Below are 18,674 nucleotides of genomic sequence, written 5' to 3'. Positions count from 1 at the left end.
CATACCCATAAAACCACAACCAAATCTTCAAAACTCCATCCACCCCCATTCGTATTCACCGCCACGCCCCATCACCATCCCCAACCTATTCAATTTTGAATAACAACCAAGACTTCTCAAATTGCAACCGCATACACCAAAAACTCCCGTGTCAGAAAATGTAACATCAAACATGCACCCAAAAATCCTTTATTGCAAGATGATACAAGAGACAAATTAGAATTTTCATAAACTCTACCCTCAACTTGGCATGGTATTTGCATTAAAACTAGTAAGCTATCAAAAAAGCAAGGAGTGATTATCATTAAGGACTTATTTATAAATGATCAGTGGTTGGCAGGAGAGGGAACTCAGCGACAGGTTATAAATCCAGCAAAGGGAGAGGTCATCACTACAGTAAAAGAAGCTAGTAGAGACCAAACCATTCATGCCATTTCAGCAGCTAGAAAGGCTTTTGATCAATCTGATTGGGCGACAAATTTAGAAAAGCGTGCAGGAGCATTAACTCATTTAGCCCAACTATTAGAAGAGTCAAAGAATGAGCTTGCTAAAATTGAATCGGAAAATACAGGGAAACCCCTCCGAGAAGCAGAGATCGATGTGGAAGATGGTGTTAACTGTATTCGTTATTACGCCAATTTAATTCGTGAAACGAAGCCTAAAAAAATAGAAATGAGCGATGGAACGGTAAGTGAGGTTATTCAAGAGCCAATTGGTGTTTGTGGATTAATTGTGCCTTGGAATTTTCCGCTTCTGCTAGGATTGTGGAAGCTGGCACCAGCATTGGCAGCAGGAAACACGGTTGTGTTTAAACCTTCTGAAGTAACTCCATTATCTTTTCTGAAGTTTACACAATTAATTGCTGAGACAGACATTCCTAAAGGGGTGTTTAACTTAGTTCTCGGAGATGGTGCCCTAGGAAAGATCATCGTTGAAAGTGAGGACGTTGATAAGATTTCCTTTACAGGCAGCTCAGACACAGGTCGAAAAATTAATGAACAGTGTGCAAGTTCATTCAAAAGAGTATCTTTGGAGCTCGGTGGAAAATCACCTCTTATCATCTTAGCTGATGCTGATCTTGAGAAGGCTGTTGAGTGGGCTGTGTTTGGGGCATTTTTTAATCAAGGAGAAGTATGTGTGGCATCTTCAAGGATTCTTGTTGATGAAAAAATATATGAATACTTTTTACAAAAGTTTGTTGAGTACACATCTAACATTAGAATTGGCGATCCGGAGCAAGAGCAAACTGAACTAGGCTCATTAGTGTCTGCTCAGCATTTAGAAAAAGTTCAGCACTATATATCGACCGGTATGGAAGAAGGGGCAACCATTGCTTATGGAGGAAAAAGAATTGAACGCCCAGGTTATTTTATTGAGCCGACGATTTTCACAAATGTCGATCAGCAGATGAAAATTGTTCAGGAAGAAATATTTGGTCCTGTTGTAACGGTTCAAACCTTTAAAAGCGAAGAAGAAGCCATTCAACTGGCAAATGGAACAAAATTTGGTTTAGCAGGAGGAATTTTATCCGCTAATGCACAAACGGCAAGGGAAATCGCCTCGAAAATTAAGGCGGGTACCATCTGGATTAATAGCTACCATACTCCTTATATTGAAGCGCCATGGGGAGGGTTTAAGCAAAGCGGGATTGGCAGAGAGCTGGGACCACAAGGCTTAGCTTCATTCACAGAAACAAAGCATGTAAATACATCAGAAGAAATTGGGCAGCTTGGTTGGTATAGCTTTAAAAATAACTAATTCAAGGGGATGAGTGCATGGCAAAGGTTTTAGAGGGATTTGGAAGAGACAGTATATTACCAACAAAGAGCAATGAAAGAACGATGGGCTTGTTTAGTACGTTTGCCCTTTGGCTCGCAGCCAATGTGGTCATTACGTCCGTTATGACGGGGATGATGTTTTTACCTGATATTTCGTTTAAAGATGCTGTTATTGCTATTTTACTAGGCTCTGCAATCGGAGCCATTCCTTTGGCAATGACAGGCTTGATTGGAACTCGTACAGGACTTCCTACGATGGTGATTACGAGAGCGTCTTTCGGTCAAAAAGGAGCCGTTCTCCCGGCAATTGTTAATACAATTATCTTAGTTGGCTGGAGCTGGATTCAGGCTTATATGGCGGGACTGAGCTTAAACTATGCTGTTAATTATGCATTTGGTTATAGCAATATTAATCTATTTGTTATTCTTACTGAAATCCTAGTTGTTGCGATTACAATCTATGGCCATAAAGGCGTCGAAAGCATTGAAAAATATGTGTCTATTGCTATGCTGATTTTGTCTGCACTTGTTTTTTATAAATTATTTACAAGCTATGATGCCGGGGCACTTGTTACGATGACATTAAGTGAAAATCCAGCTCTAACAGCTGTTATTGCTTTTGATTTAGTGGTGGCTACGGCCTTTTCTTGGATGTCTTCTGTTTGTGATTTTAACCGTTATTGTAAGGATGGGAAAAAGGGGATGATTGGTACATTTGCTGGTTATGTAGTGGCTTCTTTAATTGCAATGGGGATGGGAGCTGCGGTTAGTGGGTTTAGTATTATAAATGGAATGGAACAAACCTATGACCCAACTGTTTTATTAACACAGTACGGGTTTGGATTAGTGGCTTCGATTGTTGTTTTCTTTTCAGTTTTATCAACAAATGTTATGGCTTTATACAGTGCGACAATGTCATTTATGAATGTTTTCACGAAGTTTGGATTCTGGAAGCCTGGTTTGCTTTTGGGGATTGTCTGTACACTTGGTGCATTAATGAAAGAAGCATTAATGACAAATTTCTTTGATTTTGTTTTGTTAATTGCAACACTATTTATCCCAGTATTTGCAATCGTCATTGTTGACTTCTTCATTTTGAAAAAAGGTCGTTATGACGCGGAGGAGCTCGTGTCAAACACGAAAAAATTATATCATTACCAAAGCGGCATCAACTATGTGGCCTATGTTTCTTACATTGCTGGAGCAATATTTGCGTTTTATTTCACGTACATTAAACCATTAAGTGTAGGATCCACTATTTTAACATTTGTTTTTTCTGGCATAGTTTATGGAGCATTCATGTATGCAACAAAGCAGGTAACAAAGTCGACAGTAACGGATGAAGTAACAACTACGAGATTGGATGTGTAAGCGGCAGGATGAATGTAGCAATTGTGCAATCACAATATACGAATGGAAACAGTAAAAAGAATCTAGAGAAAATGGCTCAGCAAGTAGGATGGTGTAAAAATAAATATCAGAATGTTGAAATAATTCTCTTTCCTGAATTATGTACAACAGGCTACTTTTTAACAAAAGAACTACAAGATGTAGCTGATCATGCGGCCGGAGAACATTTTCAAATCATGTCAGAGGTTGCCAAGAGAGAAAAAATCATCATTGCTTACGGATATGTTGAAAAAGAAGATGCTAACATGATCTATAACTCTTTAATGGTGATTAACTCAAAGGGTGAAAAAATCGCAAACTACCGAAAAATTCATTTAACACCCCTTGAAAAGGAGTTTTTTACAGCAGGATCAGAAATTGTAGTTGTAGAATCTGAAATAGGTAAGATTGGTTTGATGACATGTTGGGACCTGGCTTTTCCTGACTTAGCAAAGGCGCTAGCTCAAAAAGGGGCAGAGGTTATTCTTGCCCCAAGCGCTTGGGAATCTCCACATCATGAACCTTACGAGCTATTTGCCAGAGCAAGAGCCATTGATTATACAGTCTTTATAGCAACCTGTAACCATATTGGTCTTTCTAATAATCTAGACTTTTTTGGAAAATCAGCAATCTATGGGCCAGATGGAAAAGTAATGGTCAAATCGGAGAAAAAGGAAGAAACGCTTTTATTCGCATCACTTGATTTTAATCAAAGAAAAAAGCTTCAAGAGTCATTTTTCACCATGAAAGCAGACTTCCGCGAGGATTTATTCAAAAGGTAGGAGATGAACATGAAAAAGGTCGTTGACCTGTCAATATCGATTACAGAACAAACCCCAATCTACCCGGGGGATCCAGAGCCATCACTGCAGCCTGCTGCCACATTTGAACGAGACGGCTACAATGTTAGTTTATTAAAAATTGGCTCACATACCGGCACACACGTCGATGCACCATATCATTTTCATAACGATGGCCAAAAAATCGATGAGGTGCCGCTTCAGCAGTTTATGGGCAGAGGCATTTTGTTTGATGTAACCGGCAAAAACAAAAAAGAGGCCATTACATTAGAAGATATGATGGAAAAGTTACCTCATTGTCAGGAAGGAGATATTGCTTTATTTCATACGGGCTGGTCAAAGTATCTTGGTCAGCCAGCTTATTTTGAACATCCTTATCTAAAACCTGAGGTCATTGAGGAGCTATTGAGCAGAGGGATAAAAACCTTCTTTATTGATGCTTTAAATATTGACCCTCCAGATGGAAGCTCGTTTGAGGGACATGATTTAATCACAAAGGTAAATGGAATCATCGGGGAAAACTTCACAAACTTTGATCTTATTGATTTTCCAAATCCATTCATTATCGCATTGCCGTTAAAGTTAAAGGGGATTGACGGATCTCCGGTACGAGCGATTGCGATTGAAATGGAAGAATAGATGGTTGGGGACGGTGGTCCCTGACCTTTTTTGTGGATGTTGGAAGGAGTAGCTGGTGTGAGTTGGGAGGGGGAAAGATCAATGATTTGGTCTTCAACCGAATTGAGACAAGAAAAAGAGAAGTGTGCTGGGTTATGTTCCGATACAGGAAGAATCGAGACAAGAAAGAGCCCAAAGCGTCCGAATGAGTCCAGATACTAGGAGAATCGAGACAAGAAAAAAACGAAACATCCGGCCTCCAACCCAATACTAAGAAAATCAGAGTCACCCAGGACCATCCCACACGATCTCCATCATAAAATAGCTCCTGTATATCTATCGAACTAGCAAATCACTTCAGTTTCCACCATAAAATGCACTGCCAAGTTACTCATAGTATGAATTAAGCCAACCATTCCACGAAAAACAAATAGACTGACTATTCAAAAATGAATATACTATACATAGATGAATAATCCAAAAGAGGTGGTGATACGATGAAGGAAGCAGTGGGCACAACTACTGATGCAGAGGAAATTTTGAATTCTCTAAAAGATGATTTGCTCGTCACAACCGAACAAGGTGTTATTCTGCGTGCCACACAAGCTACAGCAGAAATCTACCAAATTCCTTATGAACAGCTAATTGGACGCACAGTTTATGAGCTGGAAAGTGAAGGTGTATTTTCTCCAGCCATCACCCCGATCGTGTTGAAGAAAAAAGAAAAAGTAACAATTGTCCAAAGCACGAATAAAGGGAAAAAGCTCTTGGTTACTGGTATTCCTGTTGTGGACAAAAGTGGTGACATTCACCGTGTTGTTAGCTACTCACATGACGTAACGGAATTATTAACGATGAAAAGCTATTTATCAAAAATGGAAGATGAAATGACGCGTGTGAAAGACGAGATTCAATCGTTAAAGAGGGAACAGCTGTCTGCAGATGGCTTAATTGCTGAAGATAAAAAAATGAAAATGACGCTGCAAATGGCAAAGCAGGTATCAGATGTTGATGTGAATGTTTTATTGTTAGGAGAGTCCGGTGTTGGTAAATCACTAATTGCCAAATACATACATAACTTAAGCCCGCGAAAGAAAAAGCCATTTATTGAGGTGAATTGCGGGGCCATTCCACAATCATTATTTGAAGCGGAGTTCTTTGGCTATGAAGCTGGATCCTTTACGGGTGCAAGTAGAAGCGGAAAAATGGGGCTAGCAGAGCTTGCAGAAGGAGGGACACTTTTTCTAGATGAAGTAGGCGAGCTTTCTCTTGAAAATCAAGTAAAGCTATTAAAATTAATTCAAGAAAAGCAGTTTTACCGTGTTGGTGGCACAAAGTTAAGAAAAGTTGATTTCCGGTTGCTTGCTGCAACAAATCAACATCTCCAAGAGTTGGTCGAGCAAAAGTTATTTCGAGAAGATTTATATTTTCGGTTAAATGTTGTGCCGATTCATGTGCCGTCGTTACAGGAAAGAAGCGGGGATCTTGTTCCGCTGATCTATTATTTTTTAGATTATTTTTCTCAAAAATATCATCGAACAAGAGAATTGGATGATGCCGTCATGGAGCATCTGATCAACCATAAATGGAAGGGCAATGTTCGCGAGTTAATGAATTTATTAGAGCGGCTCGTTGTAACCACTCCAAGTCAGTTAATCTCTGTAGATAATTTGCCAGAATCGTACCGATCAGAAAGCAATTCCGACATTGTTTATCATTTAGAAAGTACCTCGTTAAAGGACATTTTAGAAAAAGTTGAGGGAAAGGTATTTCTACAAGCAAAGGAAAAATTTATCACGACTACAAAAATCGCTGAAAAGCTTGGAATTAGTCAACCAACAGCAGTGAGAAAGCTAAAAAAATATAACATAGATTAATAGGTGGCACGGATTTTGCATGACAGATAATGTCATGCTTTTTTATTTTTGTACTCATTAAAAATTAATGATAAAAAGGAGTCGATTCACAATGTATCAACCAAAAGATTCTTCCCAATCACCGCGTTTTTCTGGTATCCGAACATTTATGAGATTAGAGCATCTTCCAACAACTGATTCTGTTGATTTTGTTGTGGTTGGAGTACCTTTTGATACAGCGGCAACAAACCGCGTGGGAACACGCTACGGCCCGCAGCATATTCGTAATTTTTCTGTTTTACTAAGACCTTATAATCCTGATCAGGATATTAATATCTTTGATTATTGCTCTGGTGTGGATTACGGAGATATCGATATTGTTCCAGGTAATGTGCTAAGAACGTATGACCGAATGCAGCAAGGCTTAAAGCCAATTTTAGATAAAGGAATTGTGCCGATTATTTTAGGAGGAGACCACTCTATTTCATTAGGAAATTTACGTGCTTTTCATGAAAAATATGGCCCGGTTGCATTGGTTCATTTTGATTCACATGGTGATACGTGGGATCATTATTATGGAGAAAAATACACACATGGAACACCATTCCGTCGGGCGGTTGAAGAAGGATTACTTGATGTTGATCATTCTATTCAAATCGGCATGCGAGGTCCTTTATATGGTCCAAGTGATATCCAGGATGCTAAAGATCTGGGCTTTGAGGTAATCACGATGAGTGAAACAAGAAAGCTTGGTCAGGACGAGGTTATTCGTCGTATTCATGAACGAATAGGAAAAGATCGTCCTGTTTTTGTAACATTTGATATTGATTTTGTCGATCCTGCTTATGCGCCTGGAACTGGTACCCCTGAGGTTGCCGGTCCAACGAGTCACGAAGCATTAGAATATGTGAGAGCACTTGATGGTCTTAACTTAGTTGGATTTGATCTTGTGGAAGTGCTTCCTGCCTATGATCATGGCGAAATTACTGCTGCACTGGCATCAGCGGTAGCATTTGAGATGATTAGCTTAGTTGCGTTAAAAAAACGAAGATTGATAGAAGGAGCCTCAGAAGAACAAGTAGAGGTGAATAACGGGATTTAGATTTGGAAACGAAAATGAGGATAGAATGAAGAATAATAGTGGTATAATGAATGAACGAAACTGTTTTAAGGAGTAATTCTCATGACCAATCTATTACCTTCCTCTTTAATCCATCAGCCACAATGGCGGATCATTGATCAATCAAGCCTGGGACCGCAATTTGATGCGAAGCACTCGTTTGCAATTGACGACACATTGTGTGCAAGTGTTGGAAAAAATGAGTCACCAGCAACAGTGAGAACGTGGGTGCATCATCAAACGATTGTGCTGGGAATCCAAGATACCAAGCTTCCATATTTAGAGGAAGGTGTACAATTTCTCAAAAACCAAGGATTTCATGTGATTGTTCGAAATTCCGGGGGCCTTGCGGTTGTATTAGATAAGGATGTATTAAATATATCGCTCATTTTCCCTGATAGTGAAAAAGGAATTGATATTGATCGTGGCTATGATGCGATGCTTGATTTAATCAGGCTGATGCTAAAAAAATATGATACGAAGATTGAAGCACGTGAAATTGTTGGTTCTTATTGTCCTGGTAGCTATGATTTAAGTATAAATGGCAAGAAATTTGCAGGGATTTCACAAAGAAGGCTGCGCGGTGGAGTAGCGGTCCAGATTTACCTTTGTGTAACAGGCAGCGGCGAAGACAGGGCGGACCTAATTCGTCAATTTTATGAGCTCTCTTTAAAAAATGAACAAACGAAGTTCACGTTTCCAGTGATTAAACCGGAAACGATGTCATCACTTAGTGATTTACTTCAAGTAGAGCTAACGGTTGAAAAGATGCTGTTAGAACTGCTTCTTACCTTGAAGGAACATAGTCAGGAGCTGATTTCATCATCTCTTACAGTGGATGAACAGCTGCGTTTCCAACAAAATTTGGTGCGAATGATCGATCGTAATGAAAAAATATTTAAGAGTTAGCTGACTTACTCAGCTAACTCTTTTTCGTATGCATCTAGTTTTTCTAGTATTCTTCTTTTCCGGTACAACATAATCGCTGTTTCTGATAAATCGTGAATCATAGAGCGATTTGTTAGTGCCCCGAATACAATGCCTGCGATTGGCACCATTTGCAGTAGTTTTTTCCACCCAAATTGATCGCGGTAAGTGTAAACAACCTCACGCCAGCCTTGAAGCTGTGAGATCATTTCATTATTTGTGTTTTCATTTCTTTTGTAGAACGATGATAATTCATTTAATATCGCCTGTTTTCCCACAATATCGGCAGAAGAAAACTGAAGGCATTTTACAATGAAAATTCGTTCCTCACGTTTGCTTGGGTCATATCCATATGTGATCGCTATTTCTTGAAGCGTTTTTAATGAAAGACCGAGTAGAACGGGAATATCAATGGCAAGGGTGAAAATTCCGCCGACCCCTGTTGTTGCTCCTTGAATGGTCGCAAGCTTGCTGCGGTTTGATTTTAACTCTTCTCCTACTTCATCCATTGTTGCAAGAGGAAGACTGGAAATGTCGGGAAGTGTTAAAGCTTCGTTACCAGCTTTCTTTCTCAGCTTTCCTAACACGAGTTTTTCCTGTGTTAAATATTGTCCACCAGTTTGGACGAATTGCCCTAATTCATCTAAAAGAACACCAATCTTTTTTTGAATAAAAGCTGGAGTGATTTTATCTAATAGCTTAAAAGGAAGGCGACCAATTCGCTCCCAAAACCAAATGCCTTTTTGATCCTGCTCCCATTTTTCGATGACCTTTAATTCTGATTGCAGCCAATTTTGATTTTCCATGTTAAACCAACCTTTTCACTTAATATGATCACTATATACGAATGAAGATTCAGTAGAGTTTCATGAAAGTTTTTAAAAAATGTAAAAAGACGTGATCATCACGTCTTCTACTAGCATTTATTCAGCCATTTTCTCTAAATTTCCATTGCGATCCATTTTAAATGTAGTTGGCACTGTGCGGTCTTCTTCATCAAATAGAACAAGCTTTCTTGCGCGGTTCATGATTTTCATTAATGTTTCATAGTCTTCTTGAACTGTAACGGTATCTTGTTCTAATCGGTCAACTTTCTTTTGTAGCTCATCATTTTGTGAAGAGAGCTCTTGAACTTCACGCTTTAAACGAAGGTTTTCACTTTTTAGTGCTTCTGATTGAACGTTGTTTGTTTTATAAGACTGCAAGAATGCAATAACTTGATCCATTGTTAATCTATTAGTAGTAGCTTGAGCTTGCTGAGTGGCAACAGGTTGTCTTACTGGCGCTGGTTGTGCTTGTTTTGTAAATGAAGTAGATACATCTTCATCTGCAGGCATTACCTCTGCCATATGGCTTTCTAATGCAGACATCGACATCATTGATTGCTCTTCTTGCTCATCGAAATCTTCTACATCTACTGAAGGAGCATCTGGTGTATAAAGTAATTGCTTTTTAACAGGTTGTCCTTTTCCTAAAGCTCTCATTCTTTGTTTGCGTTGCTTTTTCGCTAGTTGTAATGCTTTTTCATAGTCGTGACGAACAACAGCATTCCAGCGGAACCCACATGCAGCAGAAGTACGATTTAACTTATCTCCAACTTCTTCAAATGCATTTAATTGTGTGCTTCCTTCACGAACATGTCGTAAAACCGTTTCGGCTAGTAATAAATCATTCTCTTCTGACCATGCGTCTTGTCTTTGTTTCATAAATGTCCAACTCCCTATATGAAATAAATATTGTTTACTATTAACTGTTACTAAGCATGGACAAGAATGAGTTGTTTTATACAATTTTCTTAAGAGGATAGTAGATTTTTTCTAAACTAATAAATATTTCCTGTATTTGGCTGTGGAAATTGGTGAATATCTTTCACTTTTATAATCTACTATAACCATTTTTATTCATGTTTAGGAAAAGAAATGGAAAATGAACCCGCTGAAGGAAATGAAATAGTAAAAGGACAAGCTTCAGCTTACTTGCATCACTGGTCGAATCAAGGTAAAATGTCTCTTAGTGAAAAAACGGTAGAAAGTACTGTTCGAATAGAGAAGGGACTGGATCATCGATGGCAAATGAATTTCGAATTTGTGATGATTGTCAAGCAACAAACATTAAAACACTCATACCAAAATTAAAAAAAATAGATTCAGAAGCTACAATAGACATTGCATGTCAATCCTACTGTGGACCAGGCAGAAAAAAAGCATTCGCCTTCGTAAACAACCGGCCACTAGCTGCACCAACAGAAGACGAACTTATCGAAAAGATCGAGAAGAAATTGGGAAAATAACATCACCTTGTACCGGTTTACATGGTGATGTTTTTGTTTGGTGGGCCGGGTTTTTTGGTGCCTGTCACTTCCCGAAGTTTGTCGAACGGATTTCCGAATTATGGGTGGGATTGTCGAATGGAACCCGATATAATAGATGTAGTGATGAGAGAAAGATTAGGTATTAGTGATTAAGTTAGAACGGAAGTGGAAGACAATGAAAAATAGAAAGTTGTCTGAAGAAAAGGTATTTAAGGATCCCGTTCACCGCTATATTCATGTACGTGATAAGCTCATTTGGGATCTGATCGGTACGAAGGAATTTCAGCGTTTAAGAAGAATACGTCAATTAGGGACAACCTATCTAACCTTTCATGGTGCTGAGCATAGTCGATTTAACCATTCATTAGGTGTGTATGAGATTGTGCGCAGAATTGTTGATGATGTTTTTAATGGAAGACCGGAATGGGATGATGAAGAAAGGCTGTTATGCCTTTGTGCGGCCTTATTACATGATTTAGGTCATGGTCCGTTTTCTCACTCATTTGAAAAGGTATTCCATCTTGATCATGAAGATTTTACTCAGGCGATTATACTAGGAGATACTGAGGTGAACTCAGTGTTAAAAGAAGTGGAAGATGATTTTCCTAAAAAGGTCGCAGAGGTTATTGCCAAAACCTATGAAAAGAAACAGGTTGTTAGTTTAATATCTAGCCAGATTGATGCTGACCGTATGGATTATCTGCAACGTGATGCTTACTACACTGGTGTTAGCTATGGCCACTTTGATATGGAGCGGATTTTACGGGTAATGAGACCTCGTGAGGATCAGGTTGTCATTAAAAGCAGTGGTATGCATGCCGTTGAGGACTACATTATGAGCCGATATCAAATGTATTGGCAGGTGTATTTTCACCCGGTTACTCGCAGTGCTGAAGTGATTTTAACCAAAATCCTTCATCGTGCAAAACAACTCCACCAAGAGTTTTATACCTTCAAACATGATCCTATTCATTTTTATTCCTTATTTGAAGAAGAGCTAACTCTTCAGGATTACTTAAAGCTGGATGAATCCATTATTTTGTATTATTTCCAAGCTTGGCAAGATGAAGACGATCATATTTTACGTGATTTATGCTGTCGTTTTATGAACCGTCAGCTCTTTAAATATGTGGAGTTCAATCCAAATGTCCAAATGATGACACTAATGGAGCTCACAACTCTATTTAAAAAGGCTGGAATTGATCCGGAATACTACCTTGTTGTAGATTCCTCCTCAGATCTCCCTTATGATTTTTACCGTCCAGGTGAAGAAGAAGAACGGTTACCTATTCATTTATTAATGTCTAACGGTGATTTGCGAGAATTATCAAGAGAATCAGAGATTGTGGATGCCATTTCTGGAAAAAGAAGAACGGACCATAAATTATATTTTCCATTGGACTTATTGGAGGACTTTTCAACGAAAAAGGCTGCTAAGAAGAAGATTCTTGAGTTATTGAACTTAGATAAATAGAAAGAGGAATGACACGTCCTCATCTTGAGACTAGACATAAATTTTTTTAACGATGAAACAAAGAAAGAGTTAGGAGATGACGGGGCATTGATGAAAGAACATGCAAAGCTGATGAAGGTTATTTCATCTGCTGGGGAAATCATTGGTCGGAAAAAACTGCAAAAGATGATTTATATTGCAAAAAAGATTGATCTGCCTTTTTATGAAAAATACAATTTCCACTTTTACGGACCATATTCAGAAGAGCTTATTTTACGAATTGAAGAGCTTTGCAACCTAGGCTTTTTAGAGGAAGTTCATGAAAAAAAGGGTGGATATTTTCAATACAGATATTCCTTAACAGATACGGGAAGTGAATTTCTTGGACACTATGACCTGGACATGCCACAGTTTAAGGAATGTATGCTAAATTTAAATGAACAAAGTTCCCGCTTTCTAGAATTAGTCTCAACCGTTTTATACTTTGAAGGACTAACAGAAGAAGAAGTGAAGGAAAAAGTATTCACGCTAAAAAGCAAGCAGCGCTATACCGAAGAAGAAATTGCTGATGCATATGACTATATTAAATCAATCAAAAATCTTGTGAAAAATGAGGCCGTCAAAAATTAATATTTTTGGCGGTTTTTTTACGGGCTCCTCTTTTTTCATTTTTGGCTAAATATAGTATACTTTATTCGAACATCTAGCATGTAACATGTTAAGCTAGAAGAATAATGAATGGATAAGATAAAACATATAATAGAGTGATCTCTACATACATTTAAAACCAAAGGGGTTAAAGATGAACGACTTAAGTAGCTTTTTAGCGTTTCCATTAGAGATGTTTCCATATGTGATTATTACACTTATGGTGGCTTTTACTTTTCATGAATTCGCCCATGCCTATGTGGCTTATAAATTCGGTGATCCAACTGCAGAGCGGCAGGGGAGATTAACACTAAATCCATTGGCCCATTTAGATCCATTCGGTACGATCCTTATTTTTATTGCTGGGTTTGGTTGGGCAAGACCTGTCCCGGTAAATCGTTACTTTTTCAAACGTCCACGCTTGGCTGGTGTGTTGGTTTCCATCGCCGGTCCGTTAAGTAACTTAGTGATTGCTTTTATAGGAACAGCCATTTGGTATATATTATTAACAACGAATGCTGTTTCTGCGCTGCCTGACAATGTGGTAACAAGCCTTGAACAGTTTTTTAATATTTTTGTGTCTCTTAATGTGATTTTATTTATTTTTAATTTGCTTCCGTTTCCACCACTAGATGGATACAGAATTATCGAGGATTTAGCACCAACACATATTCGCTCAAAGATGACACAGTATGAGAGCTATGGAATCATTATTTTCTTAATCCTTGTGATTACACCATTAGATGCGTATATTATTCAACCCGTATTTGAAGTAGGAAGAGCAATCGTGATGGACATATTTCACTTTTTACTTAGTCCTTTATTGTAAAAACAAGTTAGGAGGTTCAATATGGAAGAGAAAAAGAAAAAAGGCATTGGCTTTAATATTATAAAAAGTGATCCAACAGATGGTCATGGCGGCTTCGGTGTTGGAGCGCTCAGCCTTGATAATGTTTCACCAGTTTTTGTTGATATCGAAGAAGGAGAAGCCTTTGTTGATATTGGCGCGATGCATGCAAGAAGTGTTGTAGAAAAGGGAATTAAATTTCTGAAAACGAAAGAAGAAGTACCAAATGGTAAGCCATATTGGTTAGTGTGGGTGACGATTGACCGCAAAACAGAAGGTCCTTATTATGCAGGAGTAACAGCTTGTGAAATGACAGTCGACCGAAGCATTAGAAGGGGATACAAATCTCTTCCGGAGCATGTAAATCGTATGGATAAATCGCTCAAACGACATATTATCGTTGATCATATGGATGACCGTTCAAAAGAAATTCTTACAGATTTTCTGAAAAAACATGATCCAAATATGTGGGAGAATTCTGAGCAAAAGTTAAAGGACGATTTGAACACGGCTCAATAAATTTGTCCAAAGTGTGAAAATTACGTGAACAAATAAGTAAATTCTTGTGGTTCACTGGGAAAATTAGTAGACTAGATATACAGTTATAAAACTAGGACATAAAAAACCCCGAGCGACTTGTTTGCTCGGGGGTTTTTATTTGTTTTGATTCCCTCAGTTTCGCTGAAGCTATCTAATTTCTTTTCATCTAATCCCACCACTTAAAGTACTTATCAAACCAGCCTTCTTTTTTCTGTTCCTTAGGCTTCTGTTCTTCTTCCGATCCATCCAACTCATCAATATGTTCTTCGCAATATTGAGTAGGCTCAGTGCCTGCAATAAAGTAGGTTAATCTTCGAACGGGGCAGTCCTCTGTTGCGAGCTTTCCGTTTGCTGGATTAATATACACGCCAACTACTCCATCAGGTGGGCGAAATGCTTTCACAGACTGCTTGTCGAGTGCTTCTTCCATAAAGGTGGACCAAATCGTTTTTGCGTAGCTACGTTCTTGTACAAGGTCGATGGTTTTACCTTTATCATAACCTGTCCACACACCTGCGACGAGTTGTGGAGCCATTCCAATCATCCAGCTGTCTGTTGAGGTTGTACCAGATTTTCCGGCATAATCTCTTGTTAAGGAATCAGCTATGCTGTGACCGGTGACAGATGTGTAATCATTAATGGAAGAATCGAACATGCCTTTCATCATGTGAGTCGTAACGAAAGCAGCTTGCTCATTAAGGACTTGTTCTTTCTCACGGTCCGCTTTGTAAATGACCTCACCTTGTGCATCTTCAATTTTTGTAATAAAGGTTGGTTCAATTTTTTTGCCGCCGTTACCGAGAATTCCATATGCATTTACAATATCTACGAGACGAACAGGTGATGTTCCTAATGCTGCAGATGGATTTTTCTTAATTTTTGTTGAAAGGCCCATTAATTCTCCTGTTTTGATTAGTTCCTCCATGCCGATAAACATATGAGTTTTTACAGCAAAAACATTATCAGACAGGGCAATTGCCTGTAGCATCGTAATAAAGTCATTGGCATAATAGTCGTTGTAATTACTCGGCTTATAGGTTGCTTTTCCATCGTCATAGGAAAAAGAGGTTGGCTCACTTTTCATTTCTGTTGCCGGAGTGAAGCCTTTCATGATCGCTGAGTAATAGAGCAAAGGCTTAATGGTTGAACCGGGCTGCCTTTTTGCTTGAATGGCACGATTAAATGGACTTTCTTCATAATTACGTCCACCGATTAATGCTTTAACATAGCCTGTTTTAGGATCAATCGCAACCATCCCTGTTTGGATGTCAGATTTCTTAGATATGGTTTCTGCTACAATTTCCTCGGCTTTTTTCTGCATGTTCACATCTAATGTTGTATAAATCTTTAAGCCTTGTGTTTGTACGGCCTGAACGTCTAAATCTAGCTTATCTGACAGCTCACTCATGGCCGCATCCTGAAAATAACCTGCAAATCCTTTTTCAATTTTTTCTGTCTTTGTTTTATAAACAAGTTCCGTTGATAAGGCCTCTTGTAATTGCTCCTCGGTAAGATAGCCTTCATTTTGCATCGTATGTAAAATAACATGCTGTCTTTCTTCGGCTTTTTCGCGGTTCACATAAGGAGAGTATAAATTAGGTCCTTTCGGAATACCGGCAAGTAAAGCAGCTTCAGGAAGTGTTAGTTCACTTGCGTCTTTACCAAAATAATAATTTGCTGCCGCCTGAATTCCGTAAACACCATGACCATAATAAATTGTATTTAAATAACCTTCTAATATATGATCCTTACTATAATTTTGCTCCAGCCTAATCGTATAAAGAGCCTCGTTTGCTTTTCGTTGCCATGTTTTTTCATGCTTTAAAAAAAGATTCCGCGCATATTGCTGGGTAATGGTACTTGCTCCCTGGACCTTTGCCATTGCTTTTAAATCAGCTAAAGCTGCACCAGCTATCCGTTTATAGTCAAATCCGTTATGTTCATAAAAGCTTTGGTCCTCAATGGATATGGTCGCGTTTATAACATGTTGGGAAATATCATTAAGATTAACCCAATATCGTTTTTGTCCATTATGTAATTCTCCTATTTTTGATCCGTCATTTGCATAAATAATCGTTGATTGTGGAACGGATAAAGAAGGAGGTCCTTGCCATTTTGCATATAAAACAATACTTAAAATAACTGTTGATAGAAAGACGAGTAATAACAAACTAATAAATGTTATGGCACGTAATGTCTTTAATGTGATTTTAATTCGCTTCGGTGTAATCACATCCATCATGCTCACCTCCTCTACAAGTATTGATTTTTCGAATGAGCATACTGTTAGCCATTATGGGATTTTTTTCGACTTTTTAAACATTTTGATAAAAAGTCATAGATTTTTTCCTCAATATCTGCTATTTTCATCTATAGTTTGAAAGAAAATTTTTCCGGATGTCGATAGACTCCACCGGTTAAGATAAAAGGGACAAGGGGACAGGTTCTGTGTCCCATAAAAATGGGACGTGGAACCTGTCCCCTTGTCCCAATTTGAAAGGATGGGTTTACATGAGTGAATTATGGTACACAGAGAAGCAAACGAAGAATTTTGGGATTACATTAAAAGTGAAGCAAACGTTACATACAGAGCAAACAGATTTTCAATACTTAGAAATGGTTGAAACAGAAGAGTTCGGCAACATGCTTTTCCTTGATGGAATGGTTATGACGTCGCAAAAGGACGAATTTGTCTACCACGAAATGGTGGCGCATGTTCCTTTATTTACGCACCCAAACCCTGAGAACGTACTAGTTGTTGGTGGTGGAGACGGTGGCGTAATTCGCGAAGTTCTTAAGCACCCGCAAGTGAAAAAAGCAACACTTGTTGATATCGATGGAAAAGTAATAGAGTACTCAAAAAAATTCCTTCCTGAAATTGCAGGAAAACTTGATGACCCACGTGTAGAGGTAAAAGTTGGCGACGGCTTTATGCATATTGCTGAAAGCGAAAATGAATACGACGTTATTATGGTTGATTCTACAGAGCCAATGGGACCTGCAGTAAACTTATTTACAAAAGGCTTCTACGCAGGTATTTCAAAAGCACTAAAAGAAGATGGTGTTTTCGTTGCTCAAACGGACAACCCTTGGTTCACACCGGAGCTAATTACAAATGTTCAACGTGATGTAAAAGAAATTTTCCCAATCACACGTTTATATACAGCAAACATTCCAACATATCCAAGTGGATTATGGACATTCACAATTGGTTCGAAAAAATACGATCCACTTGAAGTAAGTGAAGATCGCTTCCATGAGATTGAAACAAAATACTACACAAAAGAACTTCACAAAGCATGCTTTGTATTACCGAAGTTTGTTAGTGACTTAATTAAATAAAAAAGACCAAGTGAGGGTAAAGCCTCACTTTTTTTAAGAACGGAGGAAAAACTCAATGAAATTTGATGAAGCCTATTCAGGTAATGTTTTTATTAAAAGTCATCCAAGCTATGAAGAAAGTGAAGCGGTTATTTACGGGATGCCAATGGACTGGACAGTAAGCTATCGCCCCGGCTCTCGTTTCGGCCCTTCTCGTATTCGTGAAGTATCAATCGGTCTTGAAGAATACAGCCCATATTTAGATAAAGAGCTTGAAGAAGTAAAATATTTCGATGCTGGTGATATTCCACTGCCTTTCGGGAACCCACAAAAGAGCATTGAGATGATTGAGGAATATATCGACAAGTTGCTTGTGGACGGAAAATACCCACTAGGCATGGGTGGAGAGCACTTAGTTTCTTGGCCCGTTATGAAGGCTATGTACAAAAAATATCCAGATCTTGCGATTATTCATTTTGATGCACATACAGATCTTCGTGATGATTATGAAGGTGAGCCTTTATCACATTCAACGCCGATCAAAAAAATCGCAGATCACATCGGACCAACTAATGTTTATTCATTCGGAATTCGTTCTGGGATGAAGGAAGAATTCCGTTGGGCAAAAGAAGTGGGCATGCACATCTCAAAGTTTGAGGTGCTTGAGCCGTTAAAAGAAGTTTTACCAACACTTGCAGGTCGTCCGGTTTACTTAACAATTGATATTGATGTCCTTGACCCTGCACATGCACCGGGGACAGGTACAGTGGATGCTGGTGGCATCACATCAAAAGAACTTTTAGCATCTATTCATGAAATTGCTAATTCAGATGTACGTGTTGTTGGCTCAGATTTAGTTGAGATTGCGCCAATCTATGACCACTCAGAGCAAACAGCAAACACAGCGAGTAAAATTATCAGAGAAATGATTCTTGGTTTAGTACAGAAAAAAGGATAAGAAGAGAAAGACCCGATTCTTTCGGGTCTTTTTTGATGTTGAAATAAACTTAACCTTTGTAACACAGCGGATATAAATGTAATATCCTAACTGTTTTCAAAAACCTGT

The 18,674-nt window shown here is 38.5% G+C and carries 17 protein-coding genes; 14 read left to right on the top strand and 3 right to left on the bottom strand.

Translation table 11 applies throughout. The features are described from left to right. Positions 1–300 precede the first annotated feature (300 nt). The 7 genes from D9842_RS19390 (at position 301) to D9842_RS19360 (ending at position 8,470) form a co-directional block, all read left to right on the top strand. The gene (locus D9842_RS19390) at positions 301–1,758 is read left to right on the top strand and encodes an aldehyde dehydrogenase family protein (RefSeq protein ID WP_373995129.1); all 1,458 of its coding nucleotides are present in this window, start codon (positions 301–303) and stop codon (positions 1,756–1,758) included. Between the two features lie 17 nt (positions 1,759–1,775). Beyond that, positions 1,776–3,149 carry a purine-cytosine permease family protein gene (locus D9842_RS19385; RefSeq protein ID WP_121663943.1) on the top strand — a complete coding sequence of 458 codons (1,374 nt, stop codon included), beginning with the start codon at positions 1,776–1,778 and terminating at the stop codon, positions 3,147–3,149. Between the two features lie 8 nt (positions 3,150–3,157). Continuing rightward, on the top strand, positions 3,158–3,949 hold the full coding sequence (locus D9842_RS19380; protein WP_121663942.1) for a carbon-nitrogen hydrolase family protein: 792 nt from the start codon (positions 3,158–3,160) through the stop codon (positions 3,947–3,949). A gap of 3 nt (positions 3,950–3,952) precedes the next feature. Beyond that, positions 3,953–4,606 (top strand): cyclase family protein, encoded by a 654-nt coding sequence (locus D9842_RS19375; protein WP_121663941.1) that lies wholly within the window; start codon positions 3,953–3,955, stop codon positions 4,604–4,606. Between the two features lie 476 nt (positions 4,607–5,082). Then, positions 5,083–6,462, top strand: a complete 1,380-nt coding sequence (locus D9842_RS19370; RefSeq protein ID WP_121663940.1) for a sigma-54 interaction domain-containing protein — start codon at positions 5,083–5,085, stop codon at positions 6,460–6,462. 91 nt (positions 6,463–6,553) lie between these two features. Continuing rightward, positions 6,554–7,543: an agmatinase gene (gene speB / locus D9842_RS19365; protein WP_121663939.1), complete on the top strand. Its 990-nt coding sequence runs from the start codon at positions 6,554–6,556 to the stop codon at positions 7,541–7,543. 81 nt (positions 7,544–7,624) lie between these two features. Continuing rightward, a complete protein-coding gene (locus tag D9842_RS19360) occupies positions 7,625–8,470 on the top strand; it encodes an octanoyl-[GcvH]:protein N-octanoyltransferase (RefSeq protein WP_121663938.1) in 846 nt (281 codons plus the stop codon). Positions 8,471–8,475: 5 nt separating this feature from the next. Here D9842_RS19360 and D9842_RS19355 read toward each other — a convergent pair whose 3' ends face one another. Together D9842_RS19355 and D9842_RS19350 are read right to left on the bottom strand one after the other, a co-directional pair. Next, the gene (locus D9842_RS19355) at positions 8,476–9,294 is read right to left on the bottom strand and encodes an EcsC family protein (protein ID WP_121663937.1); all 819 of its coding nucleotides are present in this window, start codon (positions 9,292–9,294) and stop codon (positions 8,476–8,478) included. A 117-nt stretch (positions 9,295–9,411) separates the two neighbouring features. Beyond that, positions 9,412–10,194 (bottom strand): RsfA family transcriptional regulator, encoded by a 783-nt coding sequence (locus D9842_RS19350; protein WP_121663936.1) that lies wholly within the window; start codon positions 10,192–10,194, stop codon positions 9,412–9,414. 359 nt (positions 10,195–10,553) lie between these two features. On the opposite strand from D9842_RS19350, the gene D9842_RS19345 reads away from it, so the two are divergent. The 5 genes from D9842_RS19345 (at position 10,554) to D9842_RS19325 (ending at position 14,266) form a co-directional block, all read left to right on the top strand. Next, positions 10,554–10,778: a YuzB family protein gene (locus tag D9842_RS19345; protein ID WP_121663935.1), complete on the top strand. Its 225-nt coding sequence runs from the start codon at positions 10,554–10,556 to the stop codon at positions 10,776–10,778. A gap of 196 nt (positions 10,779–10,974) precedes the next feature. Then, positions 10,975–12,273, top strand: coding sequence for an HD domain-containing protein (locus tag D9842_RS19340; RefSeq protein WP_121663934.1), 1,299 nt, complete (start codon positions 10,975–10,977; stop codon positions 12,271–12,273). A gap of 87 nt (positions 12,274–12,360) precedes the next feature. Then, positions 12,361–12,882, top strand: coding sequence for a YwgA family protein (locus D9842_RS19335; protein ID WP_121665137.1), 522 nt, complete (start codon positions 12,361–12,363; stop codon positions 12,880–12,882). Positions 12,883–13,054: 172 nt separating this feature from the next. Continuing rightward, positions 13,055–13,729: a site-2 protease family protein gene (locus tag D9842_RS19330; protein WP_121663933.1), complete on the top strand. Its 675-nt coding sequence runs from the start codon at positions 13,055–13,057 to the stop codon at positions 13,727–13,729. A gap of 21 nt (positions 13,730–13,750) precedes the next feature. Next, on the top strand, positions 13,751–14,266 hold the full coding sequence (locus tag D9842_RS19325) for a YwhD family protein (protein ID WP_121663932.1): 516 nt from the start codon (positions 13,751–13,753) through the stop codon (positions 14,264–14,266). Positions 14,267–14,453: 187 nt separating this feature from the next. Here D9842_RS19325 and D9842_RS19320 read toward each other — a convergent pair whose 3' ends face one another. Then, positions 14,454–16,526 (bottom strand): transglycosylase domain-containing protein, encoded by a 2,073-nt coding sequence (locus tag D9842_RS19320; RefSeq protein WP_121663931.1) that lies wholly within the window; start codon positions 16,524–16,526, stop codon positions 14,454–14,456. Between the two features lie 272 nt (positions 16,527–16,798). On the opposite strand from D9842_RS19320, the gene speE reads away from it, so the two are divergent. Then, positions 16,799–17,629, top strand: a complete 831-nt coding sequence (speE, locus tag D9842_RS19315; protein ID WP_121663930.1) for a spermidine synthase — start codon at positions 16,799–16,801, stop codon at positions 17,627–17,629. A 55-nt stretch (positions 17,630–17,684) separates the two neighbouring features. Further along, entirely contained in the window at positions 17,685–18,566 is an 882-nt protein-coding gene (gene speB, locus D9842_RS19310; protein WP_121663929.1) for an agmatinase, read from the top strand. Positions 18,567–18,674: the final 108 nt, after the last annotated feature.

It is taken from the genome of Metabacillus litoralis, from assembly GCF_003667825.1.
Classification (GTDB): Bacteria; Bacillota; Bacilli; order Bacillales; family Bacillaceae; genus Metabacillus; species Metabacillus litoralis_B.
Note: the sequence above shows the minus strand (reverse complement) of the source record. Positions and strands in the feature narration are given on the sequence as shown.

Coding starts and splice junctions, on each gene's coding strand:
- D9842_RS19385 (WP_121663943.1), top strand. CDS start 1,776: ATGGCAAAGGTTTTAGAGGGATTTGGAAGAGACAGTATATTACCAACA.
- D9842_RS19380 (WP_121663942.1), top strand. CDS start 3,158: ATGAATGTAGCAATTGTGCAATCACAATATACGAATGGAAACAGTAAA.
- D9842_RS19375 (WP_121663941.1), top strand. CDS start 3,953: ATGAACATGAAAAAGGTCGTTGACCTGTCAATATCGATTACAGAACAA.
- D9842_RS19370 (WP_121663940.1), top strand. CDS start 5,083: ATGAAGGAAGCAGTGGGCACAACTACTGATGCAGAGGAAATTTTGAAT.
- speB (WP_121663939.1), top strand. CDS start 6,554: ATGTATCAACCAAAAGATTCTTCCCAATCACCGCGTTTTTCTGGTATC.
- D9842_RS19360 (WP_121663938.1), top strand. CDS start 7,625: ATGACCAATCTATTACCTTCCTCTTTAATCCATCAGCCACAATGGCGG.
- D9842_RS19355 (WP_121663937.1), bottom strand. CDS start 9,294: ATGGAAAATCAAAATTGGCTGCAATCAGAATTAAAGGTCATCGAAAAA.
- D9842_RS19350 (WP_121663936.1), bottom strand. CDS start 10,194: ATGAAACAAAGACAAGACGCATGGTCAGAAGAGAATGATTTATTACTA.
- D9842_RS19345 (WP_121663935.1), top strand. CDS start 10,554: ATGGCAAATGAATTTCGAATTTGTGATGATTGTCAAGCAACAAACATT.
- D9842_RS19340 (WP_121663934.1), top strand. CDS start 10,975: ATGAAAAATAGAAAGTTGTCTGAAGAAAAGGTATTTAAGGATCCCGTT.
- D9842_RS19330 (WP_121663933.1), top strand. CDS start 13,055: ATGAACGACTTAAGTAGCTTTTTAGCGTTTCCATTAGAGATGTTTCCA.
- D9842_RS19325 (WP_121663932.1), top strand. CDS start 13,751: ATGGAAGAGAAAAAGAAAAAAGGCATTGGCTTTAATATTATAAAAAGT.
- D9842_RS19320 (WP_121663931.1), bottom strand. CDS start 16,526: ATGGATGTGATTACACCGAAGCGAATTAAAATCACATTAAAGACATTA.
- speE (WP_121663930.1), top strand. CDS start 16,799: ATGAGTGAATTATGGTACACAGAGAAGCAAACGAAGAATTTTGGGATT.
- speB (WP_121663929.1), top strand. CDS start 17,685: ATGAAATTTGATGAAGCCTATTCAGGTAATGTTTTTATTAAAAGTCAT.